This window comes from Ralstonia sp. GX3-BWBA, from assembly GCF_003290055.1.
GTDB classification, from domain to species: domain Bacteria; phylum Pseudomonadota; class Gammaproteobacteria; order Burkholderiales; family Burkholderiaceae; genus Ralstonia; species Ralstonia holmesii.
The window spans coordinates 807586-833747 of the sequence record NZ_QMKS01000009.1 but is presented as its reverse complement, the minus strand read 5'-3'; the positions used below and the strand labels follow the sequence as shown (position 1 = coordinate 833747).

Here is a 26162-nt window from a genome sequence, read left to right as displayed (position 1 = left end):
GTTTCTCTACGACGTCGCGGAATTAATCGGAGTTCTTGGTATCCAGGTATCGAACAATCCTGCCGGGATTGCCAACGACCAGTGCGCGGGCGGGAACATCCCTCGTCACCACGGCACCCGCGCCAATGAGCGCGTGCTCGCCGATCGTTAGGCCCGGGAGTATGACGGCACCAGCCCCAATTGATGCACCTCGCTTGACAGTCGTAACCGGAAATCGATCTGGGTATTGCTTTGACCGGGGATACCGGTCATTCGTGAAGGTGGCGTTTGGCCCAACAAAAACACTGTCTTCGATGACAGTTCCATCCCATAGATACACACCAGACTTGATCGTCGAGTTGTCACCAATGCTGACATCGCCTTCGATAAAGCAATGGGCGTTGATGTTGCAATTCCTGCCAATTCTTGCGCCTTCCAATATCACGCAGAATTGCCACACGCGCGTACCCTCTCCAATAGTCTTACTCTGTACGTCAGCAGACGGATGAATCATCGCTTCTTCTCCTCTTCTGGTGACTTCGGTGAAACTAATGGTTGCTTTGGGCGTTCGATGAGCTGCTTGAATTCCTTGTACTCTCGGATGTAATCCTCAGGATCGTAGATCTTGTTTGCCAGCACAAGCAGCACACAATCTGGCGTGAAATCAAACATTTCACGCCAGATCATTGGTCCGATAAAAAGCCCTTTTGCGGGGGAGTCGAGCTTAACGACCTCTTGGTGTTGGCCGTCATCCAGCAGGAAGCTGCAGGCGCCCTTGACACAAACTGCGACTTGCAACAGATCCGCATGCGCGTGATATCCCCGCCGGACCCCGGGAGCCGTGTCAAAGATGTAATACGCACGAGCAACGGGGAAGGGCAAGTTGCACCCTTGCTCCAACGCGATCAAGGAACCGCGCTCGTCGCCTTTGACATCGAAGCTAATCAGGTGCGTGTTAGTTAGCATGAATTCGTTCGACTGAGGTAGGGGCGAGGCACTTAGTCAGCGATTGCTCCCAACTCTCTGGTTTGAGCCCGAAAACCAACTCCAACTTGTCTAGCGTCAGTCGAGAGTTGCTTGGTCGAACTGCCGGTGTTGGGTATTCCACGGCTGGGATCGGCTCAACGGCCACACCGGTGATGCCTGAGTGCTGCAGAATCGCCTCGGCAAACCCGTGCCAACTTGTGCTGCCGCTGCTGGTCAGGTGATACACGCCACCGTGGGTCGCCCACCAAGCCGGAGCGGCTGGCATGTCGCCGAGTCCGCGAGCGGCGATATGGGCGGTCAGGTCGGCAATGGTACGTGCCCATGTGGGCGCGCCGATCTGGTCGGCGACGACACGCAATTGCGGACGTTCCTTCGCGAGCCGTTGAATCGTGGTCAAAAAGTTTTTGCCGCGCGCGCCGTACACCCAACTGGTGCGGAAAACCAGCGTGGCCGGATTTACGCCCAATGCGTTGTGTTCGCCTGCCAGCTTCGAGGCGCCATAGACATTCAGTGGATTGGTGGTGTCCGTTTCCGTGTAGGCGCCGTCCTTGCAGCCGTCGAATACATAGTCTGTGGAGTAATGGATGAATGCAGCTTGCGCGCGCTTGCACTCCTCGGCGAGGACACCCGGAAGATCGGCGTTGAGCAGGAATGCCGCGTCCCGCTCCTGTTCCGCCTTGTCTACGGCAGTGTAGGCGGCAGCATTGACGACGATCGACGGTTCGATGCTGCGGACTAGCGCGCGTACTGCGTTCAGGCGCGACAGGTCAACCACGGAGCGGTCGATGCTGATGATCTCCCCCAGACCTTGCAGGCTGCGCAACAGTTCCCATCCAACCTGGCCCGTTGTACCCGTCACGACGATGCGCGGTCGCGAGCGTGTGGTCATACGAAGACCTCGGCGCTGGCAAACGCTGCGGCTGCGGCATCTTTTGCCGCCAAGATGGGCTCAATGCCCGCCAGCGGCCATTCGATAGCAATCGTGGGATCATTCCACACCACCGACCGCTCGTGCTCCGGATACCAATAGTCGGTCGTCTTGTAGAGGAACTCGGCGGTCTCGCTCAAGACCAGGAAGCCGTGTGCGAAGCCGGGAGGCACCCACAACTGACGTTTGTTATCGGCCGACATGTGGACACCGACCCACTTGCCGAAGGTCGATGAAGATTTGCGCAGATCGACGGCGACATCAAAAACTTCGCCGGAAATCACGCGGACCAATTTCCCTTGGGCATGCTGAATCTGATAATGCATGCCACGCAGAACCCCTTTGCGGGACATTGAGTGGTTGTCCTGCACGAATGGCGTGCTGACTCCGGTCAGGGCCTCGAATTCCCGGGCGTTGAAGCTCTCGAAAAAGAAGCCGCGGTTGTCTCCGTAAACCTTAGGCTCCAAGATGAGTACGTCGGGCAGGGAAGTTTCTGTGACGATGAGGTTCATCGAAGGACGTCCTCGGCGACAAGCTGATGGAGATACGCGCCATAGCCGTTCTTGGCCAGCGGCGCAGCAAGTCTCTGAACTTGTTCGAGATCAATCCAGTGCTGACGGAAGGCGATCTCTTCGGGGCAGGCAACCATTAGGCCCTGGCGGCGCTGCAGCGTGGCGATGAACGTCGCGGCTTCGATCAGCGAGTCGTGCGTGCCCGTGTCGAGCCACGCATAGCCGCGGCCCATGATTTCCACTTCCAGGGTACCGCGTTCAAGATAGCGCTGATTAACTTCGGTGATCTCGAGTTCGCCGCGCGCCGACGGCTTGACGTCTGCAGCGATCTGGCAGACGTCCGCGTCATAGAAGTACAGGCCGGTGACCGCGTAATTCGAGCGCGGTTTGACGGGCTTTTCTTCAAGGGAGACCGCACGCATGCCGCTATCAAACTCGACCACCCCATAGCGCTCCGGGTCGTGAACATGGTACGCAAATACTGTGGCGCCGCTGGTCTGTACGCTGGCCCGGTTCAACTGCTTTACCAGATCGTGGCCGTAGAATATGTTGTCCCCAAGGATGAGCGCAGACGGGTCACCGCCGACGAACTCCTTGCCGATGATGAAGGCCTGCGCTAGTCCGTCCGGCGACGGCTGGACCGCGTACTGAAGATTCAGTCCCCACTGGCTGCCGTCACCGAGCATCTCGGAGAATCGAGGGGTGTCCTGCGGCGTGGAGATGACCAGGATGTCCCGAATCCCCGCCAGCATCAGCGTGCTGAGTGGGTAGTAGATCATCGGCTTGTCGTATACCGGAAGCAGTTGCTTCGAAACGGCATGCGTGATCGGGTACAGCCGTGTTCCAGAGCCACCCGCTAAAATGATGCCTTTGCGTGTCATGAAAAATCCGGTTGGTTAGCGGCGGCCGCCGTAGTTTACGTCGACCCACTCCCGATAGGCTCCAGAGGTCACGTCAGCCACCCACTCCTGATTCGCAAGATACCATTCGACCGTTTTGCGCAAACCGGTTTCAAAGGTTTCTGCCGGTTTCCAGTTCAGCTCGCGCTCTAGCTTGCGTGCGTCGATCGCATAGCGGCGATCATGACCGGGGCGGTCCTTCACGAATGTGATTTGCTCGCGATACGAGCCGCCCTGCTCACGCGGTTTTAATGTGTCAAGAAGATCGCACAACGTGTGGACGACTTCGAGGTTGTTTTTCTCATTCCAACCGCCGACGTTATAGACCTCGCCCACTTTGCCAGCTTCAAGCACGCGGCGGATCGCGGCGCAGTGGTCGCCGACATATAGCCAATCACGCACGTTCAGGCCGTCGCCGTACACCGGCAGGGGCTTGCCCGCTAGGGCATTCGCAATCATCAACGGGATGAGTTTCTCGGGGAAATGATACGGGCCGTAGTTATTCGAGCAGTTGGTCGTCAGGACCGGCATCCCATAGGTATGGAAGTAGGCACGGACCAAATGGTCCGAACCTGCTTTCGATGCAGAGTACGGACTGTTGGGGGCGTAGGGCGTCGTTTCCGTGAACGGTGCGTCGTCCACGCCGAGCGACCCATAGACCTCATCGGTGGAAACGTGATGGAACCGGAAGCCTTCGCGTGCTGAACCTTCTAGCTTGTTCCAGTACGCACGCGCGGCCTCGAGCAGCGTGAACGTGCCGACCACGTTCGTTTGTACGAAGTCTGCCGGCCCGTGGATCGACCGATCGACATGGCTTTCCGCCGCAAAATGCACGATCGCCCGGGGAGCATACTTTGCTAGGAGGCTGTCCATCGCGGACCGATCGCAGATATCTGCGCGAACGAACGTGTGCCTAGCATCTCCATCGAGCGGTGCAAGCGTTTTCAGATTGCCGGCGTACGTCAGCTTGTCGACGTTGACTACGGGCTCGTCGGAACCGCGCAGCCAATCCAGAACGAAATTGGCGCCAATGAAGCCGGCGCCGCCTGTAATCAAGATCATACGATTTGTAAGGGTAGTCGTTGCGCGGAGGACTTAGACCGGACGATCAGTCCCGCGATTTTGGGAAGTGGCGGGCGGCTCAGGAAAGCCAGCCCGGTATTATAAAGGGTTGAAGGTTAGAATCCGAAACCACTTGTAACATTCGCCGCACACGGCGTTTTGACGTGCCGAGAACTTCATGACACAACTCAACCCCACCATCTTCAAAGCCTACGACATCCGCGGCATCGTCGGAAAAACCGTCGATGCTGAGACCGCACGCCTGATCGGCCGCGCCTTCGGCTCCGCAGCGCGCGCCAAGGGCGAATCCGCCGTCGTCATCGGTCGCGACGGGCGCCTGTCCGGCCCGGAACTGCTGGCAGCGCTGGCAGATGGCCTCCGCGCGAGCGGGATCGATGTGATCGATCTGGGTCTTGTCGCCACGCCGATGGTCTACTTCGGCACGAACATCGAACTGGCCGGGCGTCGCGCTACCTCGGGCGTGATGGTCACGGGCAGCCACAACCCGCCGGACTACAACGGCTTCAAGATGGTGCTGGCAGGCCAGGCCATCTATGGCGACCAAATCCAAGCGTTGCGCACGCGCATCGAGCAGGGCGATTTCACGGAAGGCGCGGGCGACTACGTCCAAGTGGACATCCGCCAGCAGTACATCGACCGAATCGTCTCGGACGTTAAGCTGAGCCGCCCGATGAAGATTGCGGTGGACTGTGGCAACGGCGTGGCAGGTGCTTTTGCGCCGGAGCTGTTTCGCGCGATGGGCTGTGAGGTGACGGAGCTGTTCTGCGAAGTGGATGGCCATTTCCCGAACCACCATCCGGATCCGGCCCACGTTGAGAATCTGCAAGACCTCGTGCGCACGCTGCAGACCACGGATTGTGAACTTGGCCTCGCCTTCGACGGCGATGGCGACCGCTTGGGCGTGGTCACCAAGGACGGCCAGGTGATCTTCCCAGACCGTCAGTTGATGCTGTTTGCGCAGGAAGTGCTGTCGCGCAACCCGGGCGGTGAAATCATTTTCGACGTGAAGTGCACGGGCAAGCTGGCGCCGTTCATTCGTGAGCAGGGCGGCAAGGCGACGATGTGGAAGACCGGCCATTCGCTGGTCAAGGCCAAACTGAAGGAAACGGGCGCACCGCTGGCCGGCGAGATGAGCGGCCATATCTTCTTCAAGGACCGCTGGTACGGCTTTGATGACGGGCTTTACACGGGCGCGCGTCTGCTGGAGATCGTTTCGCGCTTGGCAGACCCGAGCGCCACGCTCAACGCGCTGCCGAATTCGCACTGCACGCCTGAGCTGCAACTGAAGTGTGCCGAGGGTGAGTCCTTTGAGCTGCTCGACAAGATCAAGGCCAACGCCACGTTTGCAGGCGCTAAGGAAGTCAATCGCATCGATGGCGTGCGCGTGGAATACGAAGATGGCTTTGGCTTGGCGCGACCGTCCAACACCACGCCAGTGGTGGTGATGCGTTTCGAGGCCGACAACGATGCCGCGATGGCGCGCATCCAGGGCGAATTCCGCCGCGTGATCCTGGCCGAGAAGCCGGACGCGCAACTGCCGTTCTGATCGCACGGTCCGCGCTCATGAAGTTGGGGGAAAGGGTAACGGCATGCGTGTGCTGATTGTCAAGGTATCGTCGCTTGGCGATGTGGTGCATTGCACGCCGGTCGTGGCCGATATTCTGCGGGCCTATCCGGATGCCGAGATCGACTGGGTGGTTGAAGAAGGCTTCGCGGGTATTGTCCGCATCGTGCGCGGCGTGCAGGGCGTGATTCCGTTTGCGCTGCGGCGTTGGCGCAAGTCGCTCGGATCCGGAAAAACGTGGGGTGAGATGGCGGCGTTCCGCCGTGCGTTGCGCGCCAATTCGTACGATGCTGTGCTGGACACGCAGGGGCTCATCAAGACTGCTCTCATTGCCGCGCAGGCCAAGCTGACATCGGGTGGTTTCGTGGCGGGCCTTGGCAATCGTACGGAAGGCGCCGGCTATGAGCCGCTCGCCAAGCTGTTCTATCAGCGCAAGATCGAGATGGAGCCGCGCGTGCACGTGGTCGAGCGCTCGCGCCGCATGGTGGCGGAGGCACTCGGTTACGCGCTGCCCGATACCATCGATTTCGGTTTGCAGCCGCCGGCCGACTTGCCGTTCAAACTGCCGCGTCCGTACGTGGCGCTGGTGCATGCGACTTCGCGTGCCGATAAGGGGTGGCCGCAGGCGGCGTGGGTTGACGTCGCGCGCGAATTGCTGGGGCGCGACTACGCCATCGCGCTGCCGTGGGGCAGTGAAACGGAGCGGCGCACGAGCGAATCCATCCGCGAAGCCATCGTCGCTGCAGCGCCGGGCACGGTGGGCCGTGTGGTGATTCCGCCGCGCATGTCGCTGCCGGATGTGACGGCGTTTCTCGATCAGGCGACTGCGGTGGTAGGTGTGGACACCGGTCTTGTGCACATTGCTGCAGCGCTGTGCAAGCCGACGGTGGCGCTCTACAACTTCACCACGTCGTGGCGCACGGGCGGTTATTGGACGCCCAATGTGCACGACCTCGGCAGCGCCGAGGCCCATCCCACCAGCGCGCAAGCGCTTGATGCGCTGCGTGCGCTGGGTGTGCTCTGATGCTCCGCGTTCTGTATCGCTGGTTGTGGCGCATCGCGCTGCCGTTCGCGCTGCTGCGCCTGTGGTGGCGCGGCCGCAAGGAGCCCGGTTATCGCCAGCACGTCGGCGAGCGGCTCGGCTTCTACCCGCCGCGCCCGAATCCGGATCGTCCTTTACTGTGGGTGCATGCCGTGTCCGTTGGTGAGACGCGCGCCGCGCAACCGCTCATCGATGCGCTGCTTGCGCGCTTTCCCCATCACGCCGTCCTGCTGACCCACATGACGCCGACGGGTCGCCGCACCGGCGCCGAATTTGCGGCGCAACGCAACGGCCGCGTCATCCAGGCGTATCTGCCGTACGACTTGCCGAGTGCTGTCGATCGGTTTCTGCGTCATTTCCAGCCGCGCCTTGGTTTGCTAATGGAGACCGAGATCTGGCCGGTGCTGATCGAACGCGCCTATGCCGCTGGCGTGCCGATGGTGCTAGTCAACGGACGCCTGTCTGCCCGCAGCCACCGGCGTACCGCGCGCCTTGGCGATGCAGCGCGCCAGACGTACGCGCAACTCGCTGCAGTGCTGGCGCAGACGCCCGACGATGCCGATCGCTACCGCTCCCTCGGCGTGCCGCGCGTGCGCGTCACCGGGAACCTGAAGTTCGACATCACGCCGCATGTGGACCAGATCATGGCTGGCCGCGTGCTGCGTGATGCGCTGCGCGGTCGGTCTGCATGGGTGGCGGCGAGCACGCGTGAGGGCGAAGAGGCCCTGCTGCTGGACGCGTGGCAAGCGCATCGCGCGCAGCACGTCGGACGCCGGCATGCCTTGCTGATTCTCGTGCCGCGTCATCCGCAGCGTTTTGATGAAGTGGCCCAGGCGGCCGAACGCGCAGGCTTGCGCGTCGTGCGTCGCAGTGCGTTGTCGGTGTCTGCTGCAGGCGTGGCGGATGCCGATGCCCTTGCTGATGCCGATGTCCTGCTCGGCGACTCGATGGGCGAGATGGCGCTGTATTACGCGGCGGCGGAAGCGGCGTTCATCGGCGGCAGCTTGCTTCCGCTTGGTGGGCAGAACTTGATCGAGGCCTGCGCAGTCGGCACGCCCGTGGTCATCGGGCCACACACGTTCAACTTTGCGCAGGCGACGCGCGATGCGGTCGCTGCGGGTGCATGCAAGCAGGTGGAAGACGCCGCTGGTGTCATGCGTGTGATCGACGCGTGGCTGTCGGATGCCGACGCGCGTGAGAGCGCATCGCGCGCCGCGCTGGCCTTTGCCGCCACACACGGCGGCGCGACGGCGCGCACGGTGGAAGCGGTGGCCTCCTTGGTGTTGCCGACGCTGTAAGGCGCAGTGCATGTCCGGCACGAAAAGTGCGAACTCATTGCGAGCCGGGCAGACTAACGGCTCCTCATGTGGTTTGCATTCCGTCACCGTTCACGACCCGTTCATGTCCCTACCGAATCGTCCCAAGCCGAGCCTGCTGCGAACGCCGCGCCGTGTGGTGCTGACCGCCATGGCGTTGGCCGCAGTAACCGCCGCCACCATCATCGGTGCCGGCTGCATGACGCCGACACCTTCATCCACGCCCGCTGTGGCGGCCCCCGTAGCCGCGTCAGCGCCGGCCGCTGAAACCAAACAAACACCCGCTAGCGCAGCGCCCAATCCGGGCCAGGCGACGCTCGCGCAAGCGCAGGGCGAAGGCCGCTCGCGTTTCGTGCTCGTGCGTTGGCAAGAGTCGGGCGCCGCGCCGAAGGAATTGCCTTCCGCCGAGGGCGACGATGCTGACCCGGCTACGCAGCCGATCTCGATCGAATTCAGTGGCGGCCTGGAGGCGGCCAACGGCGTGGTGTCCGGCTACTCGGGCTGCAATCGGTTCTCGGGGCCGTACGAGAAGCTCGCTTCGGGCATGCGCTTCGGCAACCTGGTGTCGACGCGTATGGCGTGCGACCCGGCGCGTATGGAGCTGGAGACTGCGTTCCTGGAGGCGCTCAAATCGCCCCTGGCGACCGTCGGTATGCAGCCCTCGGCCAACGGCAAGCAAGGCCGCCAAGTCATCTGGAAGACCACGAGCGGCGCGTTGCTGCAGTTTGCCGAGCGGCCGCTGCCGCCGCGCGGCCAGACACACTGATCAGCGTTTGGCCGATTTGCCGGCACGTTTCGCCAGTTCGGGTTTGGCGCTTGCCGGCGGCAACGCGGTGATATCGCTCGAACCGTTGGCTGTGAGCAGCGTGTTCACTTGGATCACGTCTGCCTCACTCAACGAGCCGGCGGCAGACTTCAGCCGCAGCCCGTTGACGATGGTGTCATAACGCGCGCGTGCCAGATCGCGCCGCGCCTGAAAGAGCTGCGCCTGTGAATTCAGCACGTCGGTGCCGATGCGCACGCCCACCCCGTAGGCGAGCTGGTTGGAGTCGTACGCTGTACGCGCCGACAGCTCGGCCGCTTCCAACGCTTTGACCTGCGCCAGTCCTGCGATGACGCCGATGTACGCTTGCCGTGCGCCTTGCTCGGCAGAGCGGCGGGCAAATTCGAGGTCGTTTGCAGCCTTGGTTTCCAGCGCGATGTTCTCACGCACGCGCGACTGGATCGCACCGCCCGCAAAGATCGGAATCGACACCTGCACGCCAATCTGTGAACTGTCAAAACGCGCGCCCCCGGGCAGCGAGGGCAGATATTGGTTACCGCTCGCATTGGTGTGGCCGGTCTGCGCCACCAGATCGACCGAAGGCAGATGACCTGCGGTCGCCTTCTTCACATCGCGCTCCGCGCTTTGCAGGTTGTACTGCGCCAGCGCCACTTGCAGGTTGCTGCTGCGCGCTTGGTCCACCCAAGGCTCTGCTGAAGCCGGTTCAGGCTGGGGGATCGTGACGCCTGGGCGCACGCCGGCCAGCGTGCCAACGGGCTCCCCGATGATCTGCTTGAGCGCCGATTGTTTGATCTCAAAGTCGCTGCGTGCGGCGATGACGCTGGCGTCGATGGCATCGCGGCGGGCCTGTGCGTCATTTGCGTCAGTGATGTTGGCGTTGCCAACGTCGAAGTTGCGACGCGCTTGTTCGTACTGCTGCTGGATCGCATCGCGTTGCGCGGTGGCGAGCTGCAACGTGTCCTGCGCGTTGAGCACGTCAAAGTAGGCCTGCGCCGTACGCGTGATGAGGTCGAGCTGCGCTTGCGCGAGCGAGGCCTCGGCGGCCTGCGCAGCAATTTCGCCTTGCTTGTAGGTTTCCCAGCGGTCCCAGCGGAAGAGCGGCTGCGACAGCGACAGCGTCCAGCCCGTCGACGAGAACGTCTTGTTGAATTCGGCCGGAGCGGTTTGATCAAAGATGACGCGCGTGGAACTCCAGGCGCCGCCGATCTGCGGTAGCAAACCGGCTCGGCCTTGCGTGAGCTTCTCGCGTTGCGCGAGCGACTGCGCACGGGCTGATGCGAATTGCGGATCGTTGGCCAGCGCGGCGCGGTAGGCAGAGAGGAGGTCGGTCGCGGCCGCCGTGTTCGGTTGGGACTGCGCCCACGCGAACATCGGCATCATGGAACAGCACAGCACAACAAGCGAACCGCGCGCGGCCATCCGCGTACGGCTACTGCGAGCAACAGTCATAAAGCCCCCGAGCGAGGAGGAAACGTTCGCGTTCGGAAGGCAGCGCGGGCGCGTCAGAGCCTGTTCAGAGTCCGTCGATGGTGAACAGGTCTTTGCCCGGCAGCGGCTTCCCCAATCAGTACGTCGCCATCTGCGGGTCCACCTGGTTAGCCCAGGCGTGGACGCCGCCTTGCAGGTTGTAGACACGCGCGGCATCAAAGCCGCCCTGCGTGATCAGATACTGCGCAACCTGCGCGCTGCGTCCGCCGTGGTGGCAGATGCAGACGATGTCTTGGTCAGCATTCAGCTCGCTGGCACGCGCCGGGATCTGGTCCATCGGAATGTGCGTAATGCCGGGAATGGCACAGATCTCCAACTCCTCCGTCCAGCGCACGTCGAGCAGGACGGGCTTCGCGCGCGATGCGTCGGCGAGCCATTGGGCGAGGGCGGTGGGAGCGAGCTGTTGCATGATGATTGGGGAGCCGAGATGGATCAGAAGCGGAAGAGCGACGGTGCAGGAACGCCCACCAGCGGCGCCACATAGGTCTCGAACAGGTTGCGCGTCTGATATTCGGTGTTGGAGATGCGCGTGATCAGCTGTGCTTCCATGACCGGCGCGCCGCCCACGAAGATCGACAGGCGACCGCCCACCTTGAGCTGCTTGAGCAGTGCTTCCGGCACGGCGGGCACCGAGCCCGATACGCAGATGACGTCGTACAGGCCATCGCCCCAGCCCTGCGCGCCGCTGGCTTCGACCACGTCGACGTTGGTTACGCTATTGCGCGAAAGATTGTCGCGGGCAAAGGAGACGAGCTCCGGCACGATGTCGAGTGTGGTGACTTGGCGGCCGCGATGGGCCAGCAGGGCGGCCATGTAGCCGGAACCTGCACCCACTTCCAGCACGTCTTCATGCTTGCGCACAGCCAGCTCCTGCAGCACCCGGGCTTCCACACGCGGAGCCAGCATGTTCTGGCCGCCGGCCAGCGGGATTTCCATGTCGACAAAGGCCAACGCGCGGTAGGCCTCAGGCACGTAATGTTCGCGTTTGACGACGCTGAGCAGGTCGAGAACGTCGGTATCGAGCACGTCCCAAGGACGGATTTGCTGCTCGATCATGTTGAACCGGGATTTTTCGATGTCCATGGGCATGCCTTCCACGCGGAGCGAGTGATGCGAATGAGGGTTTGACGACAAACCCGGCATTTTAGCAAGTCCGGAGGACATTCCGGCAGACATTGTCATGACGCGGCGCCTTCATCGGGGTTGCCAGGACCTTCTGGCAACGTGCGCCACGGTTGTGCGGTGAGGGCGGGCGGCGGCGGAATCACTGCGCCTGTCACTGGATTGCGAAGCACGCCGTGCAGCAGCAGCGACACCACATGGGCGATGAACGCCTTAGGCTCCAACTCCCGGTGCGAGCACGGGCCGAACGAATGCTTCCACATCATGAGGAAGATCATCGGCGCGACCATGGTCAGCGTGGTGAGGTCGATGTTGACGTCGCGGAATTCGCCGCGGGCCATGCCCCGTTCGAGGATGCGCGCGAACAAACGGTCGCAGCGCTCGATGACTTCTTCGTGGTAGTACTGCGCCAAGTCGGGAAAGTTGCCCGATTCGGCCATCAGCAGCTTGGTGAGGCCCGAAGCTGGCGATTCGCCGATCAGTTCCCACCAGCCCATCAGAATCTCGTGCAGCAGCGCTTCGCTGGTGCCATCAAAGCTGTCGATCAGGGCCTCGCCCTCAGCCAGTGCGGGCACCAGGTTTTCCTGCACAACGGCTTTGAACAGCTCTTCTTTGTTGGCGAAATACAGGTAGACCGTGCCCTTGGATACCCCAGCTGCAGAGGCCACATCTTCCAGCCGCGTGGCCGCGTAGCCGCGCGCCACGAACAGGTTCAGCGCGGCGGCGACCAATTCTTGGGGGCGGGCCTCTTTGCGGCGGGTCCAGCGTTTGGAGGAAGACTCGGAATCTTGATCAGTCACGGCGGTAGGGGGTCAGTCAGTGCGCACGATCACTGACTCACAGATAACTTACTTTCCGGTCATTAATGTACGCATGCCGCAAGGGTGGGTCAAGCGGCATCGGCATTGTCAATCAGACTGGGCCTCGATTGTGCTGGTGCACAATAGCGGTTTCCGCCCCGATTTCGTTGACTTGGACAGCATGGACTGTCGACCCCACTGCGGCGCGTGCTGCATCGCGCCTTCCATCTCCAGCCCCATTCCTGGCATGCCGAACGGCAAGCCGGCCGGCGTGCGCTGCGCGCAACTGGACGAGGCCAACGGTTGTCGTATCTTCGGCCAGCCGGAGCGTCCGGCGGTGTGCGGTAGCCTGCAGCCCGAGCCCGATATGTGCGGCCGCTCGGCCACCCATGCCATGCACTTTCTGACCCGACTTGAAATCGCTACCGCAGCGCACTGATTTACCATGACCGATTCCACGAAATCTGCCGCTCGCTCCAACCGCGTCCGCTGGTGGGCGGGTGCGGCCGCTGTTGCTGTGACCGTTGCCGTCACGCTCGTGGCTTGCATGCCGACCGGCTGGACTGGCGACGGCTACACCTTTTCCCGCGGCCAGATGCAGGACGCGCTTGCGGGCAAGTTTCCGTTCCAGCGGCGCTTTCTCGGCTTCTTTGACGTGACATTGTCCAACCCGCAGGTGTCGCTTGACCCCGCGCGCAATCGCATTGCCATCCAGGCGGACGCTGTGGTGCAGAGCGGTCTGTTCCGTCAGCCGCTGACGGGGCCTCTGGCCGTATCCAGCGGCTTGCATTACGACTCGCCCACGCATTCGATTCGCCTGGATCAGCCCACTGTCGATCGCTTCGATTTGCAGAACGTGCCCGGCGGCATCGGCCCGCAGATCAGTTCGATCGGTTCGTTGATTGCCGGCCAACTGCTCAGCGACTACGCCGTCTACACGTTCAAGCCCGAACAGCTGAAAGTGGCTGGCATTGCCGTAGAGCCCGGTACAATCACGGTTTTGCCCGAAGGCGTGCACGTTCAGGCCAAGCGGCCCTGAGTCCTGCTGCGCGCCCAGCGCTTCATTTTCTTTTCCCTCTTTGCTTACTGCATGGATATCGCACTCGCCATCAAAGCGCTGATTCTCGGCATCGTCGAAGGTCTGACCGAGTTCCTTCCCATTTCCAGCACGGGCCATTTGATCCTCGCTGGCCAACTGCTCGATTTCAATGACGAGAAGGGCAAGATCTTCGAGATCGTGATCCAGTTCGGCGCCATCCTAGCGGTGTGCTGGGAGTTCCGTCACAAGATCATCGACGTGATCAAGGGTCTGCCGAATGACCCGCGCCAGCAGCGTTTTGCAATCAACGTGATCGTGGCGACGATTCCTGCGATCACGCTTGCGCTGATCTTCGGCAAGGCGATCAAGGCGCATCTGTTCAACCCGATCGTGGTGGCGTCGGCGTTCATCCTCGGGGGCTTCGTGATTCTGTGGGCCGAATGGCGCGAACGTCATCGCGGCGAGACGCACGATCCGCGCGCCAATGCACTGCTCGAAGCCGCCAAGGCTGGCGCGCCACGCATTGAAACGCTGGATGACCTGCGCATCTCCGATGCCATCAAGGTGGGCTTCGCGCAGTGTTTCGCGCTGATTCCGGGCACGTCGCGTTCGGGCGCGACCATCATCGGCGGCTTGCTGTTCGGGCTGTCGCGCAAGGTGGCCACGGAGTTCTCGTTCTTCCTGGCGATTCCCGTGATTTTTGGCGCGACGGTGTACGAGCTGTACAAGTCGCGCGCGCTGCTGTCGGCTGACGATCTGTCCATCTTCGCGGTCGGTTTTGTGGCCGCATTCATCTCGGCGTTCTTCTGCGTGCGCTGGCTGCTGAAGTTCATTGCCACGCATGATTTCCGCGGCTTTGCTTGGTACCGGATCATCTTCGGGGTCATCGTTCTGGTGACGGCTTATACGCACCTCATCGCCTGGCAAGCCTAAGCCACCGGCGAGCATTTCCCTTCCTCGGTGCGAGGCTTTCGCACCGTCTGCACGATCGGGCGGATTCGGACACACTGGCGGTTTCTTTAGCCAGCCGCTGACTGCCGAATCTCCCGATCATGAGTGCTCTCTTCCAGCCTTTTTCCTTGCGCGGTCTCACGCTTGAGAACCGCATCGTCATCTCGCCGATGTGCCAGTACTCGGCCGTCAACGGCCAAGCTACGGCGTGGCACCACACACATTTGGGCGGCCTGTCGCTCTCGGGGGCCGGGTTGCTGATGATCGAGGCGACCGCCGTGTCGCCGGAAGGGCGCATTACGAACGGTTGCCTGGGTTTGTGGGACGACGCGACCGAAGCCGCGCTTGAGCGCACGCTTGCTGCCATTCGCCAGAACGCGCTGGTGCCGATCGGCATGCAGATCGCGCACGCAGGCCGCAAGGCTTCAAGCGCTCGGCCCTGGGAAGGCGGTGCATTGTTGGCGCTCGATGTCGGCGGCTGGGAAACGATGGGTCCGTCCGCGTTGCCGCAGCGCCCTGAAGAGCGCGCCCCGCGCGAGATGTCCGATGCGGACCTCGCCCGCGTGCGCGACCAGTTTGTCGATACCGCGCGCCGGGCTGTGCGTTTGGGGTTATCGGCCATCGAGCTGCACGCCGCGCATGGCTATCTGTTGCACGAATTCCTGTCGCCGATCGCCAATCAGCGCACGGATGCCTACGGCGGTTCGCGTGAGAACCGCATGCGTTATCCGCTGGAGATTTTTGACGCCGTGCGCTCCGTGGTGCCGGACAACATCCCGGTTGGCGTGCGCGTGTCTGCCACCGATTGGGTGGAGGGCGGTTGGACGCCGGAAGATTCGGTGGTATTTGCGCAGGCACTGCGTGCGCGCGGCTGCGATTGGATCGATGCGTCGTCAGGCGGTGTGTCGCCGCTGCAGCAGATTCCGCTCTCTACGGGCTATCAGGTGCCGTTCGCCGAGAAGATCCGCCACGAAGCGGACATCCCCACCATCGCCGTTGGGCTCATCAACGAAGCACACGAGGCGGAGGCCATCGTTGCGCAAGGGCGTGCGGATTTGGTCGCCGTCGGCCGGGCCTTTCTCTACAACCCGCACTGGGCCTGGGCTGCGGCTGCCGAACTGGGCGCGACGGTCAAGGCGCCGCCGCAGTACTGGCGCGCTTTCCCGCGCCACGCCAAGAACCTCTTCGGCGATACGCATTTCGGCGCACGCTAACGCGGGCTAGCGTGCGCGGATACGGCTAGCCGCGCTTGCGGAAGACCACGTCCCACACGCCGTGCCCGAGGCGCAGGCCGCGTTTTTCGAACTTGGTGACAGGGCGGTAGTCGGGGCGCGGCGCGAAGCCGTCGGCGGTGTTTTCCAGCGTCGGTTCGGCGGACAGCACCTCCAGCATCTGGTGAGCGTATTCCTCCCAGTCGGTCGCGCAATGCAAGTACCCGCCGGGCTTCAGGTGGGCCGCTAGACGCGCCACGAACGGGCTTTGGATCAGGCGTCGCTTGTTGTGACGCTTCTTGTGCCACGGGTCGGGGAAGAACACATGAATGCCATCGAGCGTGCCTTCCGGAATCATCTGCGCTAGCACTTCCACCGCATCGTGCGAAACGATGCGGATGTTGCCGATTTCGCGTTCGCCGATCAGCTTAAGCAGTGCGCCAACGCCCGGCTCATGCACTTCCACACCGAGAAAATCGTCGTCCGGGCGCAATTGCGCGATGTGCGCGGTGGTCTCGCCCATGCCGAAGCCGATCTCGAAGATGCGCTTGGCGCCGGTGCGGCCGAAGGCGGCTTCCCAGTCGAGCGGCTCGGCAGTGTAGGGCAGTTGGAAGCGGGGCCCGAGTTCATCGATGGCGCGCTGCTGGCCGGTCGACGTGCGGCCGGCCCGGCGCACGAACGAGCGGATGCGGCGTGGGTGCCCGGTTTCCGCGCCCGTTTCGTCGCCTTCCGCGGTATTGGTGTCGTGCGATTCCGGCGTGATGTCGTCGGGGCCGGTGCCCGGTTGTTCGATGGGCTGCATGGAGATCCCGTGCCGTTTGCCCGTCGGTGGAATGAGGGGCGAGCAGGCAACAAAAAAGCCGCCGAGGGCGGCTTCAGACTATTCGGTGGAGCGGGCGATGGGAATCGAACCCACGGCTCTAGCTTGGGAAGCTAGGGTATTACCATTATACGACGCCCGCGCAGTCCGTCATTTTATGCGGGGTTGCTGGGGTTGGGCAAGTGACAGCAACGCGGACGGCGAATCTGAAGTGGCGTACACGCCTTTCCCGAGGTGGTCACCTGAAGTCGGAGGCAACAACGACGTGCGCTGCGCCGATGAAATCAACGGCCAGCACGTCATAGCCCCGGAACCCGTCAGATGAAAAGCTGGGTCGCAGCTCGGTACCAGCTTTCGCCGGCATACTGTCCGATTCTTGGCGGTGGCATTACCCACCCGATGGCTTCTCGCGCCGCCGCACCATACTCCTTTTATTCTCATCCCAAGCCGGAAACACCGTCGACCGCTTCACCACACCGTACGCAAAGCTTGTGTCGATGGCGGCGATGCCCGGAATGGCATGCAATTGCACGCGCACGAACTGCTCGTAGTCCTGCAGGCTTTCCACCAGCACGCGCAGCAGGTAATCCGCTTCGCCGGTCAGTACATAGCAATCGAGGATCGCGTCGATGGCGCGGATACGGTTCTCGAACGTCGAGACCACCTCCCGCGAGTGCTGCTGCAGACGAATATGCACGAATGCCGTGACCGGCAGCCCGTACGCCTCTTCATCGACGATGGCCGTGTAGCCGCGGATGATGCCCGCGTCTTCCAGCAACCGCAGCCGGCGCAGGCAGGGCGAGGGCGACAGGTTGACCCGCTCCGACAGCTCCTGGTTGGTCAAGCGGCCTTCTTTCTGGAGGGCGGCAATGATCTGCCTGTCTTTCTTATCCATATGATCTTTCCGGCGTGGCAGGTTCTGCCAAAGCGGAGCGAAGTATTAGCGGAAATAGCAAGATACTACCTTTTGTGCTGGGGCATTCTGTCTCCATTCCGAAATCGAGGGTGGGGCGGCATGCGTGGTTCGACATTGACGGTGGGCGTGGGCGCGCAGGCCGGGCGAAATGCCTTCCAGGCCAGCCCGCTGATCGGGTATGCGGCGATGGTGCTGACGGTGCTGATCTGGGCCGGGTTCGCGCTGTCGATCCGGGCCATTGGCGCTTCGCCGCTGGCGCCTGCCGACGTGGCGCTCATCCGATTCGGCTTGCCGACCCTGTTGCTGTTGCCGTTCCTGCCCTCCCGCTGGCCGATGCTGCGGCGGGTCAAGCCGCTCAGCGCACTGATGGTCCTGGTAGGCGGCGGCGTGCCGTTCTTCTTCATGGCTTCGGCCGGCGGCAAGGTGACATCGGCCGCCCACGTGGCTGCGTTGATCGCGGGCACGACGCCGTTGTCGGTGGCGCTGATTGCGTATGTGGTGGACCGCCAGCGTATCGCTGCGGCACGCGGGCGGGCGATCGCGATCATCCTCGCAGGCGTGCTGCTCTTGCTGGTATCGCAATCGCGCGCGTCGCACGGCGCGTTTGTCGCCGGTGCCGCATTGCTGTTGCTGGCGAGTCTGCTCTGGGGCAGCTACACGTTGGGGCTGCGCCGGGCGGGGCTTGATGCCATCGGTTGCGCATTGCTGTTGAGTGTGCCGTCTTTCTTGCTCACGGCGCTGCTGGCGGGCCTGGGCGTGGTCGACAGCCATATCGGGCACTTCACCGTGGCCAACGCCATGCCTTTCTTGCTGGCACAGGGCTTGGGGGTTGGCGTGATTTCAAGTCTGTCCTATGCACTGGCGATTCGTCATCTGGATACGCCGCGCTGTTCCGCCATTGGCTCGCTGGCGCCCGCGCTGGCCTGTCTGGGGGCTGTGCCTTTGCTCGGTGAATCGCTGACCCTGACCGTTGCATGCGGCATTGCTGTGATCACCGCTGGCGTGATCCTCGCAAACCGTGCGTAGACCATCGCATCGCCTTTCCGGAGAACACACCATGCTCGCAACTCTCGCCACCGTTGCCCCGGACCCGCTGTGGGGACTGACCGCGGCTTTCCGCGCGGACCCTCGGCCCGACAAGGTTGATCTTGTGGTGGGTGTCTACCGCGATGACACCGGGCAGACGCCGGTCATGGCCGCAGTGAAGGCCGCCGAGGAGCGCCTGGCCGCCGCCGGTGCCTCCAAGGCTTACCGTGGGCTGGCCGGCAACACCGACTTCAATGCCGGGTTGTCGACGCTGCTGCTCGGCAACGACGTGGGTCGCCTGGCACGCCAGCACACGATGCAGACCGTGGGTGGGACCGGCGCGCTCAGATTGCTCGCTGACTTCATCGCCGTGGCTTCGCCTGGTGCTCGTGTCTGGGTGTCTGACCCTGGCTACGTCAACCACGTGCCCATCATGCGAGCGGCCGGGCTTGCAGTAGACCGCTACCGCTGGCGGGCCGAAGGCGGGCTGCTCGACGCGGATGCCATGTTCGCGGACCTGTGGGCTGCGCGTGCTGGCGATATCGTGCTGCTGCATGGTTGCTGCCACAACCCGACCGGCATCGATATGGGCGTCGGGGTCTGGCAAACCGTGGCGGAGCGCTGCGCGAAGCAGGGCCTGATCCCGCTGGTCGACATGGCCTATCTGGGTCTCGCCGATGGTCTGGAGCAGGACACCGCGGGCCTGCGGTTGCTCGTCGATGCGCTTGATACGGTACTGGTGGCGGCAAGCTGCTCGAAGAGCATGGGCCTGTACTGCGAACGCACCGGCGCGGCGATGGTGATCGGCAAGAACAGCGCTGCCCTGCAGCCGGTGGGCGGCGTGCTGGAGCGCATCACACGCAGCAACTACTCGATGCCGCCTGACCACGGCGCCGCCATCGTGGCTGCCATCCTTGCCGATGTCGCATTGACGGCGTTCTGGCGTAAGGAGTTGGAGCACATGCGTCAGCGTATCGTGGGCAACCGGCACCGTCTGGATGACGCACTGGCCAGTCTGGGCGCCCCCGTTTCGCTACAGAATCTGGCGCGGCACAAGGGTATGTTTTCCATGCTGCCGTTAGATGCCGATGCCATGGAGCGTTTGCGCGCAGATCACGCCATCTATGGCACCCAGGGCGGCCGGATCAATATTGCGGGACTCGCACCGGAGCAGACCGACCGGGTTGCGGGCGCGCTCGTTGCGGTGGCGTCGGATATGACCTGTATGCTGGTCTGATCGATCTGGATGACTTTGCCTTGAACCCAGGCAACCCGCTCGCCGATTTGCTGCGCCAACGGAAGCCGGCGAGCGAGCTGCAAAGGCCGTCACGCCCCGCTTCTTCCGGCTGTCAGGCACGGACGCGTGGGAATGCCGCACGCCGTGTTATCGGTGCCGTTGCCTAGCGCCGCAGCGCCATCGCCTGCATTGCCGCATCCACGAACTTCGCAGCGGCGTGTTCGCCCGCCATTGGGGAGGCAGCCTTGGCGCACGCGGCAACCACGTCGCACAGCGATTGCGGATCTTCCTTGCAGGCGCGCAGCAGCGGCATGGCGGCACCCGCAGCCGAACCGAAGTGCTGCACAGCCAAACGCATCAACTCGACCTTGACGACATTGGGCAACACGTCGGCCAACTCCGGCGGAACGGCCGACGGTGGCACAGAAAAAGTCTGGACTGGCGCCGCAGGCGGTGTGCTCGCGTCATTGGCCGCAGGCTCGTCGATGGGTGCCGCCACCGCTTGCAGGCCCAGCGTCATGCCGGTCAACGGTGGCAGTTCGTCGTAGATGAGCGACAAGGCGGCAGGTGCGCCGTCGGCTTGATCGTCAAGCAGCGGACGGTTGAAGTGGGCGATGGGGTCGAACGGTTCAGCGGCCGATGCGTTCTCACGCGAGATACCGGGCAGCACGTCGACCATGCCGGCCTGTTGTAGCCCCGCGAGCAGTTCGTCCAGATCGGGCCAGTCGCTCAGCAGTTGATGCAGTTGCCCGACCGTGCGGGCACCGTCGATGAGGATCAGCAGATGGCGCTGGCGCATCTGCATGTCGTGGCGGCGCTCGGCCAAGGCTTCACGGCCGTCCTCGGTTTTGACCAGGACGTTCGTCGTTGCAAGCATAGTGATTCCCCGTTAAGCAGCTCGCCCGGCATCTTGATGTGCCGGTGCAAGCTGTACGTTAGTCATCACATCCGGGCCGTGCCATCGTTCAATTGGCGGAGATGACAAAACGGGGAACCAACGATTGGTCTAGCTCCGCCACGATTCCAGTGCCGGCGCGGGTTCGCCGGAGGTGCCGCTGTGCTGAGCCAACGACTGGGCGTAGCTCGCATACCACGTCAGAACGTCCGGATTGGCCATTGCATCAGGGTTGGCAACGCGCTCGGGCGGCGCGCCCAGCAGCAGCTTCTTGATCGGTACTTCCATTTTCTTGCCCGAGAGCGTGCGCGGCACGCCGGGCGCCTGCACAACCACGTTGGGCACATGCCGGGCCGATAGTCCTGCCTTGATGCGCGCGTTGATCGTGCTGCGCAGCGTGTCGTCGAGCGTCGCGCCCTCGCGCAGCACGACGAACAGCGGCATAAACGATTCCCGGCCGAGAAATTCCAGGTCGACGACAAGGCTGTCGAGCACTTCGGGCAGGTCTTCCACGACGCGGTACAGCTCCGCAGTGCCCATGCGGATGCCGTGGCGGTTGATGGTGGCGTCGGACCGGCCGTAGATGACGGCGCCGCCACGCGGGGTGATCTTGATCCAGTCGCCGTGGCGCCACTGGCCGGGGTACATATCGAAGTAGCTGTCGCGGTAGCGGCTGCCATCGGTGTCGCCCCAGAAGAAAAGCGGCATTGACGGGATGGGCGCGGTGCAGACCAGTTCGCCGACCGCGTCGATGAGCGGTTGGCCGGCCTCGTCCAGGGCTTCCACACGCGAGCCGAGGTTGCGGCATTGCATCTCACCCGCATAGACGGGCAGCGTGGCGACGCCGCCCACGAAGCATCCGGCGAAGTCGGTGCCGCCGGAAATCGGATTGAGCCAGACGTCGGCCTTCACGTGGTGGTAGATCCAGTCATACGCCTCGGCCGAGAGCGGCGAACCGGTCGATCCGACCGCACGCAGTTTCGACAAGTCGAAATCGCGACCGGGCTCGATACCGGCCTTCAGGCAATTGGCGAAGAACGCCGCCCCGGCGCCGAAGAACGTTACGCCCGCATCCTGCGCGAAGCGCCACAGCGTATTGAGATCGGGCGTGCCGGGATTGCCGTCGTAAATGGCGAGCGTGACGCCGCCGAGCAGGCCGCTCGCCTGCGAATTCCACATGACCCAGCCGGTGCTGCTGTACCAGTGATAAACGTCGTCGGGACCAAGGTCGAGATGCAGCGCGCCCATCATCGTCTGCACCAGCAGCAGGCCGCCGTGGCCATGCACGATGGGCTTGGGCATGCCGGTGGTGCCGGACGAATACAGAATCCACAGCGGGTGGTCGGCAGCGACCGGTGTGATGACGAGCGGCACGTCGCTGGCCGTCAAGTCGCGCCAGTCGTGGGCGTCCGGGAAGCGCGCGCGGTTGATATCGCCGAGCAGTTGCGGCACGAGCACGAGGTGTTCGACGGTGGGCAGCGTGGCGACCATCTCCGCGATTACGTCGGTGCGGTCGAAAGCGCGTCCGCCATAGTGATAGCCGTCCACCGCGATCAGCACCTTCGGTTCGATCTGCCGGAAGCGGTCCGTGACGGCCACCTGGCCCATGTCAGGCGCGCAGACTGACCAGACGGCCCCCACGCTGGCCGCAGCGAGGAACGCGACGATGGCGTCTGGCGTGTTCGAGAGATACGCGGCAACGCGGTCGCCGGGCTCCACGCCCATCTTGCGCAGTGCATCGGCCAGAGAAGCGACGCGTTGGCGCAGTTCTCGCCATGACAGATCGGCCAGCGGCTTGGTCTCGCTGGCGTAGCGGATGGCGGTGCGGTCGGGGCTGCCGCCTTCTTCCACATGGCGCATGACCTGATCGACGTAATTGAGCTTGGCGCCGAGCAGCCACTGCGCGCCAGGCATGGTGCGGTCGCCGAGCATCCGCGTGAACAGTGTCGAGGCGCGCAGGTCGAGGTAATCCCAGACGGACGTCCAGAATGCTTCCAGCTCGGTGGTAGACCACTCCCAGAGTTGGGCGTAGTCCTCTGGCGTGGTGGCTGAGAAGCGCAGGCCGCGTTCGCGCGCAAGCCAATCGAGATAGTGGGTCAGGCGCGAACGCGCGATGAAATCAGCAGACGGCGTCCATAGCAGGGCGCCTTCCTGGATGGTGCTCATGTGTCTCCTCCGCCGGCCAGGCAAGGGGAAAGGCCGCCCGCTCTATCAATGTGGCAGGTCGGCCGATAGGGGATGGCGGTTCAGATGCCGCCCATGCACAGATACTTGAGTTCGAGATATTCGTCGATGCCGTAGACCGAACCTTCACGGCCCAGGCCCGATTGTTTGATGCCGCCAAACGGCGCCACCTCATTCGAGATGAGCCCCGTGTTGATGCCGACCATGCCGTACTCGAGCTGTTCGGCCACGCGCCAGATGCGGCCGATGTCGCGGCTGAAAAAGTACGACGCCAAGCCGAATTCGGTGTCGTTGGCCAGGCGCACGACTTCCGCCTCGTCCTGGAACTTGAAGATGGCGGAGACCGGGCCGAAGGTTTCTTCGCGCGCGATCAGCATGTCAGGCGTGGCGTCAGCCAGCACGGTGGGCTCCACGAAACGCTGCGAGCCGAAGCCCTGCATCAGCTTGCCACCGGCAGTCAGGCGTGCGCCTTTCTGCGTCGCGTCGTTGATGTGGCGCTGCACTTTCTCCACGGCCTGATCATCGATCAGCGGGCCTTGCACCACACCCGTCTCGAAGCCGTTGCCGACCTTGATGCCGCGCACCTTGACCGAGAGCTTTTCGACAAACGCGTCGTACACCGAGGCATGCACATAGAAGCGGTTCGTACACACACAGGTCTGGCCCGCGTTGCGGTATTTCGACTGCACTGCGCCTTCCACGGCAGCATCGATGTCGGCGTCGTCGAACACGATGAACGGCGCATGGCCGCCCAGCTCCAGCGCGACCTTCTTCACCGTCGGCGAGCACTGCTGCATCAGGATGCGGCCCACCGGCGTCGAGCCCGTGAACGACAGATGCCGCACGATCGGCGATTCGCACAGGGCTTTACCGATGGCGATTGACCGGTCCGCGTCGCCCGTCACCACGTTGACCACGCCCTTGGGAATGCCCGCGCGGTGCGCCAGTTCGGCCATCGCCAGCGCAGACAGCGGCGTCTGTTCAGCCGGCTTGATGACGATGGTGCAACCTGCCGCCATGGCCGGCGCAACCTTGCGGGTGATCATCGCCAGCGGGAAGTTCCACGGCGTGATGGACGCGCACACGCCCACCGGCTGCTTGAGCACGACCATGCGCTTGTCGCGCCAGGTGCTGGCCATCACGTCGCCCGAGACGCGCTTGGCCTCTTCGGCAAACCATTCGATGAACGATGCCCCGTAGACGATCTCGCCCTTGGCTTCGGCCAGCGGCTTGCCTTGCTCTGCCGTCATGAGGGCGGCGAGGTCGTCGGCATTGGCGATCAGCAGGTCGAACCAGCGGCGCATCAGCGCTGCGCGCTCCTTGCCAGTCAGCTCGCGCCACGCAGGCCACGCCGCGTTGGCCGCGTCGATCGCGCGCAGCGTTTCTGCATGCCCGAGGTTGGCGACGTCGGTCAGGTGTGCGTTGGTCGCAGGGTCGTGGACGGGGAAGGTCGCGCCGTCGGCGGCGCCAACCCAGGCGCCGTCCACATAGGACTGCGTTTTGACGAGGGTGCGGTCTTTGATGCGCTCCAGCGCGTTGGCGGCGGTGCGGGATGAGTCGAGTGCTTCGGCCATGGCGTTCTCCATAAGGAAGGCGGACCCAGTAGACAAAAAGGGCCCGCCTTTTAGATGCAGCAGTCGCTTAACTTGCTAAGAATAACCGAACGATCGTTCGCTCGCAGACTGAGCCGCCAGGCCTTGTGGTTATTGGAAGAGCGTGTCCCACATGGTGTCGACCTTAGCCTTGACGGCGGCATCCATGACGATGGGCTGGCCCCATTCGCGGGTGGTTTCGCCCGGCCACTTGTTGGTGGCATCAATGCCCATCTTGGAACCCAGCCCAGACACGGGGGATGCGAAGTCGAGATAGTCGATGGGCGTGTTCTCGACCATGACCGTATCGCGCGCCGGGTCGACACGCGTAGTGATCGCCCAGATCACTTCCTTCCAGTCGCGCAGGTTCACATCGTCGTCCACCACCACGATGAACTTCGTATACATGAACTGCCGCAGGAAGCTCCACACGCCGAACATCACGCGTTTGGCGTGGCCCGCGTATTGCTTCTTCATGCTGACCAGCGCCATGCGGTAGCTGCAGCCCTCGGGCGGCAGATAGAAATCGGCAATCTCCGGAAACTGCTTCTGCAGCAACGGCACGAACACTTCATTGAGCGCCACGCCAAGCACGGCCGGCTCGTCGGGCGGCTTGCCTGTATACGTAGAGTGATAAATCGGGTCGCGGCGCATCGTAATGCGCTCGACCGTGAACACCGGAAACCAGTCCTGCTCGTTGTAATAGCCGGTGTGATCGCCGAAGGGGCCTTCGAGTGCGTGCTGATAGCCGCTCGGGTGTGTCGGGTCGGGCTGGATATGACCTTCGAGGATGATCTCGGCGCCAGCCGGGACTTGCAGTTGTGCCTGCGCGAGCGAGGGTGTCAGGCATGTCGCAAGCTCGGTCCGACTGCCACGCAGCAGACCTGCGAACTGGTATTCAGATAACGTGTCCGGCACCGGCGTCACCGCGCCGAGAATGGTGGCCGGGTCCGCACCCAGCGCCACCGCAATCGGAAACGGCTGGCCCGGATTGGCGATGGCGTGTTCGCGGAAGTCCAGCGCGCCGCCCCGGTGCGCCAGCCAACGCATGATGACCTGGTTGCGACTGATGACCTGCTGTCGATAGATGCCAAGGTTCTGCCGCTTCTTGTGCGGCCCGCGCGTGATGACCAGTCCCCATGTGACGAGCGGTGCCGCATCGCCCGGCCAGCATGTCTGTACGGGAATGCGCGCGAGGTCGACGTCATTCCCTTCCCACACGATCTCCTGGCACGCTGGCGAAGACACCTTGCGGGGCGCCATGTCCCACACGGCCTTGGCCATCGTCCACAGCTTGCCGGCTTCACGCAGACCGCGCGGCGGTTCGGGTTCTTTCAATGCCGAGAGCAGGCGCCCCACGTCACGCAGTTCATCGAGTGACTCCGCACCCATGCCCAGCGCCACACGGCGCGTGGTGCCGAACAGGTTCGCGAGCACCGGCATGTCGTACTTCTGCGTGCCATCCACCGGCTGCTCGAAGACCACCGCTGGGCCTTCGGCGCGCAGCAGGCGGTCACAGACTTCGGTCATTTCCAGGCGCGGCGATACCGGTTGGCGCACGCGGCGCAGTTCGCCCGTGCGTTCGAGCTGGGCGAGAAAGTCACGTAAGTCCCTGTATTGCATGGAGATTTTGTAACCAAAGGTAAGGTGGGTCGCCTACAACGTGGAGGGGCCGGCCCTCCGAACGGTCGTCCGGGAGACATTTTTTTGGTGTAGGCAGGGTGGCCGCGATTGTACGGCCAAAACCCCACGGCCCCCTGATGACAGAACGCATCGCAGGTCAGCTA

General features: G+C 63.2%; 26 protein-coding genes and 1 tRNA gene. 10 read left to right on the top strand and 17 right to left on the bottom strand.

The window, feature by feature from the left end; translation table 11 throughout:
- Positions 1 to 22: 22 nt before the first annotated feature.
- From DOD19_RS28150 to rfbB, 6 genes are read right to left on the bottom strand one after another with little or no spacing between them, the layout of a single operon-like run.
- Positions 23 to 493 (bottom strand): acyltransferase, encoded by a 471-nt coding sequence (locus DOD19_RS28150; RefSeq protein ID WP_112185583.1) that lies wholly within the window; start codon positions 491 to 493, stop codon positions 23 to 25.
- A complete protein-coding gene (locus DOD19_RS11525; protein ID WP_112185582.1) occupies positions 490 to 945 on the bottom strand; it encodes an FdtA/QdtA family cupin domain-containing protein in 456 nt (151 codons plus the stop codon). The genes DOD19_RS28150 and DOD19_RS11525 overlap by 4 nt, the downstream gene beginning before the upstream one ends.
- Positions 935 to 1855 carry a dTDP-4-dehydrorhamnose reductase gene (rfbD, locus tag DOD19_RS11520; protein WP_112185580.1) on the bottom strand — a complete coding sequence of 307 codons (921 nt, stop codon included), beginning with the start codon at positions 1853 to 1855 and terminating at the stop codon, positions 935 to 937. Before rfbD ends, DOD19_RS11525 begins: the two co-directional genes overlap by 11 nt.
- Positions 1852 to 2406 carry a dTDP-4-dehydrorhamnose 3,5-epimerase gene (gene rfbC / locus DOD19_RS11515; RefSeq protein WP_112185578.1) on the bottom strand — a complete coding sequence of 185 codons (555 nt, stop codon included), beginning with the start codon at positions 2404 to 2406 and terminating at the stop codon, positions 1852 to 1854. Before rfbC ends, rfbD begins: the two co-directional genes overlap by 4 nt.
- Positions 2403 to 3287 (bottom strand): glucose-1-phosphate thymidylyltransferase RfbA, encoded by an 885-nt coding sequence (gene rfbA, locus DOD19_RS11510; protein WP_112185576.1) that lies wholly within the window; start codon positions 3285 to 3287, stop codon positions 2403 to 2405. Before rfbA ends, rfbC begins: the two co-directional genes overlap by 4 nt.
- 15 nt (positions 3288 to 3302) lie before the next feature.
- Positions 3303 to 4367 carry a dTDP-glucose 4,6-dehydratase gene (gene rfbB, locus DOD19_RS11505; protein WP_112185574.1) on the bottom strand — a complete coding sequence of 355 codons (1065 nt, stop codon included), beginning with the start codon at positions 4365 to 4367 and terminating at the stop codon, positions 3303 to 3305.
- Between the two features lie 178 nt (positions 4368 to 4545).
- Between rfbB and DOD19_RS11500 the strand changes: the two genes are divergently transcribed.
- The 4 genes from DOD19_RS11500 to DOD19_RS11485 all read left to right on the top strand — a co-directional run bounded on the left by DOD19_RS11500 (position 4546) and on the right by DOD19_RS11485 (position 9076).
- A complete protein-coding gene (locus tag DOD19_RS11500) occupies positions 4546 to 5934 on the top strand; it encodes a phosphomannomutase/phosphoglucomutase (protein WP_112185572.1) in 1389 nt (462 codons plus the stop codon).
- Positions 5935 to 5977: 43 nt separating this feature from the next.
- Positions 5978 to 6976 (top strand): lipopolysaccharide heptosyltransferase I, encoded by a 999-nt coding sequence (waaC, locus tag DOD19_RS11495; RefSeq protein WP_112185569.1) that lies wholly within the window; start codon positions 5978 to 5980, stop codon positions 6974 to 6976.
- Positions 6976 to 8292, top strand: coding sequence for a lipid IV(A) 3-deoxy-D-manno-octulosonic acid transferase (gene waaA, locus DOD19_RS11490; RefSeq protein ID WP_112185567.1), 1317 nt, complete (start codon positions 6976 to 6978; stop codon positions 8290 to 8292). The genes waaC and waaA overlap by 1 nt, the downstream gene beginning before the upstream one ends.
- A 103-nt stretch (positions 8293 to 8395) precedes the next feature.
- Positions 8396 to 9076, top strand: coding sequence for an META domain-containing protein (locus DOD19_RS11485; RefSeq protein WP_024976402.1), 681 nt, complete (start codon positions 8396 to 8398; stop codon positions 9074 to 9076).
- Here DOD19_RS11485 and DOD19_RS11480 read toward each other — a convergent pair whose 3' ends face one another.
- The 4 genes from DOD19_RS11480 to DOD19_RS11465 form a co-directional block, all read right to left on the bottom strand.
- Entirely contained in the window at positions 9077 to 10513 is a 1437-nt protein-coding gene (locus DOD19_RS11480; protein WP_112185565.1) for a TolC family outer membrane protein, read from the bottom strand. It abuts the gene before it with no gap.
- Positions 10514 to 10658: 145 nt separating this feature from the next.
- The gene (locus tag DOD19_RS11475; protein ID WP_024976400.1) at positions 10659 to 10991 is read right to left on the bottom strand and encodes a rhodanese-like domain-containing protein; all 333 of its coding nucleotides are present in this window, start codon (positions 10989 to 10991) and stop codon (positions 10659 to 10661) included.
- Between the two features lie 23 nt (positions 10992 to 11014).
- Positions 11015 to 11665 (bottom strand): protein-L-isoaspartate O-methyltransferase, encoded by a 651-nt coding sequence (locus DOD19_RS11470; protein ID WP_024976399.1) that lies wholly within the window; start codon positions 11663 to 11665, stop codon positions 11015 to 11017.
- A gap of 95 nt (positions 11666 to 11760) precedes the next feature.
- Entirely contained in the window at positions 11761 to 12504 is a 744-nt protein-coding gene (locus tag DOD19_RS11465) for a TetR/AcrR family transcriptional regulator (RefSeq protein ID WP_112185563.1), read from the bottom strand.
- A gap of 181 nt (positions 12505 to 12685) precedes the next feature.
- Between DOD19_RS11465 and DOD19_RS11460 the strand changes: the two genes are divergently transcribed.
- From DOD19_RS11460 to DOD19_RS11445, 4 genes are all read left to right on the top strand, one after another.
- Positions 12686 to 12943 carry a YkgJ family cysteine cluster protein gene (locus tag DOD19_RS11460; protein WP_112186019.1) on the top strand — a complete coding sequence of 86 codons (258 nt, stop codon included), beginning with the start codon at positions 12686 to 12688 and terminating at the stop codon, positions 12941 to 12943.
- A 6-nt stretch (positions 12944 to 12949) separates the two neighbouring features.
- Positions 12950 to 13543, top strand: coding sequence for a DUF1439 domain-containing protein (locus DOD19_RS11455; RefSeq protein ID WP_112185561.1), 594 nt, complete (start codon positions 12950 to 12952; stop codon positions 13541 to 13543).
- Positions 13544 to 13594: 51 nt separating this feature from the next.
- Complete coding sequence (locus tag DOD19_RS11450) at positions 13595 to 14476, top strand: undecaprenyl-diphosphate phosphatase (protein ID WP_024976395.1); 882 nt, start codon at positions 13595 to 13597, stop codon at positions 14474 to 14476.
- 119 nt (positions 14477 to 14595) lie between these two features.
- Positions 14596 to 15708 carry an NADH:flavin oxidoreductase/NADH oxidase gene (locus DOD19_RS11445; protein ID WP_112185559.1) on the top strand — a complete coding sequence of 371 codons (1113 nt, stop codon included), beginning with the start codon at positions 14596 to 14598 and terminating at the stop codon, positions 15706 to 15708.
- Between the two features lie 25 nt (positions 15709 to 15733).
- On the opposite strand, the gene trmB is transcribed toward DOD19_RS11445, so the two are convergent.
- The 3 genes from trmB to DOD19_RS11430 all read right to left on the bottom strand — a co-directional run bounded on the left by trmB (position 15734) and on the right by DOD19_RS11430 (position 17420).
- The gene (gene trmB / locus DOD19_RS11440) at positions 15734 to 16507 is read right to left on the bottom strand and encodes a tRNA (guanosine(46)-N7)-methyltransferase TrmB (RefSeq protein WP_112185557.1); all 774 of its coding nucleotides are present in this window, start codon (positions 16505 to 16507) and stop codon (positions 15734 to 15736) included.
- Positions 16508 to 16593: 86 nt separating this feature from the next.
- A tRNA-Gly gene (locus DOD19_RS11435) sits at positions 16594 to 16667 on the bottom strand.
- Between the two features lie 246 nt (positions 16668 to 16913).
- Positions 16914 to 17420 (bottom strand): Lrp/AsnC family transcriptional regulator, encoded by a 507-nt coding sequence (locus DOD19_RS11430; RefSeq protein WP_112185555.1) that lies wholly within the window; start codon positions 17418 to 17420, stop codon positions 16914 to 16916.
- 120 nt (positions 17421 to 17540) lie between these two features.
- Here DOD19_RS11430 and DOD19_RS11425 point away from each other — a divergent pair, with 120 nt between their 5' ends.
- Together DOD19_RS11425 and DOD19_RS11420 are read left to right on the top strand one after the other, a co-directional pair.
- The gene (locus DOD19_RS11425) at positions 17541 to 18467 is read left to right on the top strand and encodes a DMT family transporter (protein ID WP_112185553.1); all 927 of its coding nucleotides are present in this window, start codon (positions 17541 to 17543) and stop codon (positions 18465 to 18467) included.
- A gap of 31 nt (positions 18468 to 18498) precedes the next feature.
- Positions 18499 to 19704, top strand: coding sequence for an amino acid aminotransferase (locus tag DOD19_RS11420; RefSeq protein ID WP_112185552.1), 1206 nt, complete (start codon positions 18499 to 18501; stop codon positions 19702 to 19704).
- Between the two features lie 163 nt (positions 19705 to 19867).
- Here the strand turns inward: DOD19_RS11420 and DOD19_RS11415 are convergent, their stop codons facing one another.
- The 4 genes from DOD19_RS11415 to ubiD form a co-directional block, all read right to left on the bottom strand.
- Positions 19868 to 20581, bottom strand: coding sequence for a hypothetical protein (locus DOD19_RS11415; RefSeq protein ID WP_024976383.1), 714 nt, complete (start codon positions 20579 to 20581; stop codon positions 19868 to 19870).
- A gap of 129 nt (positions 20582 to 20710) precedes the next feature.
- Positions 20711 to 22765 carry an acetoacetate--CoA ligase gene (locus DOD19_RS11410; protein WP_112185549.1) on the bottom strand — a complete coding sequence of 685 codons (2055 nt, stop codon included), beginning with the start codon at positions 22763 to 22765 and terminating at the stop codon, positions 20711 to 20713.
- An 80-nt stretch (positions 22766 to 22845) separates the two neighbouring features.
- The gene (locus DOD19_RS11405; RefSeq protein ID WP_024976381.1) at positions 22846 to 24357 is read right to left on the bottom strand and encodes an NAD-dependent succinate-semialdehyde dehydrogenase; all 1512 of its coding nucleotides are present in this window, start codon (positions 24355 to 24357) and stop codon (positions 22846 to 22848) included.
- A 129-nt stretch (positions 24358 to 24486) separates the two neighbouring features.
- Complete coding sequence (ubiD, locus tag DOD19_RS11400; RefSeq protein ID WP_024976380.1) at positions 24487 to 25998, bottom strand: 4-hydroxy-3-polyprenylbenzoate decarboxylase; 1512 nt, start codon at positions 25996 to 25998, stop codon at positions 24487 to 24489.
- Positions 25999 to 26162 lie beyond the last annotated feature (164 nt).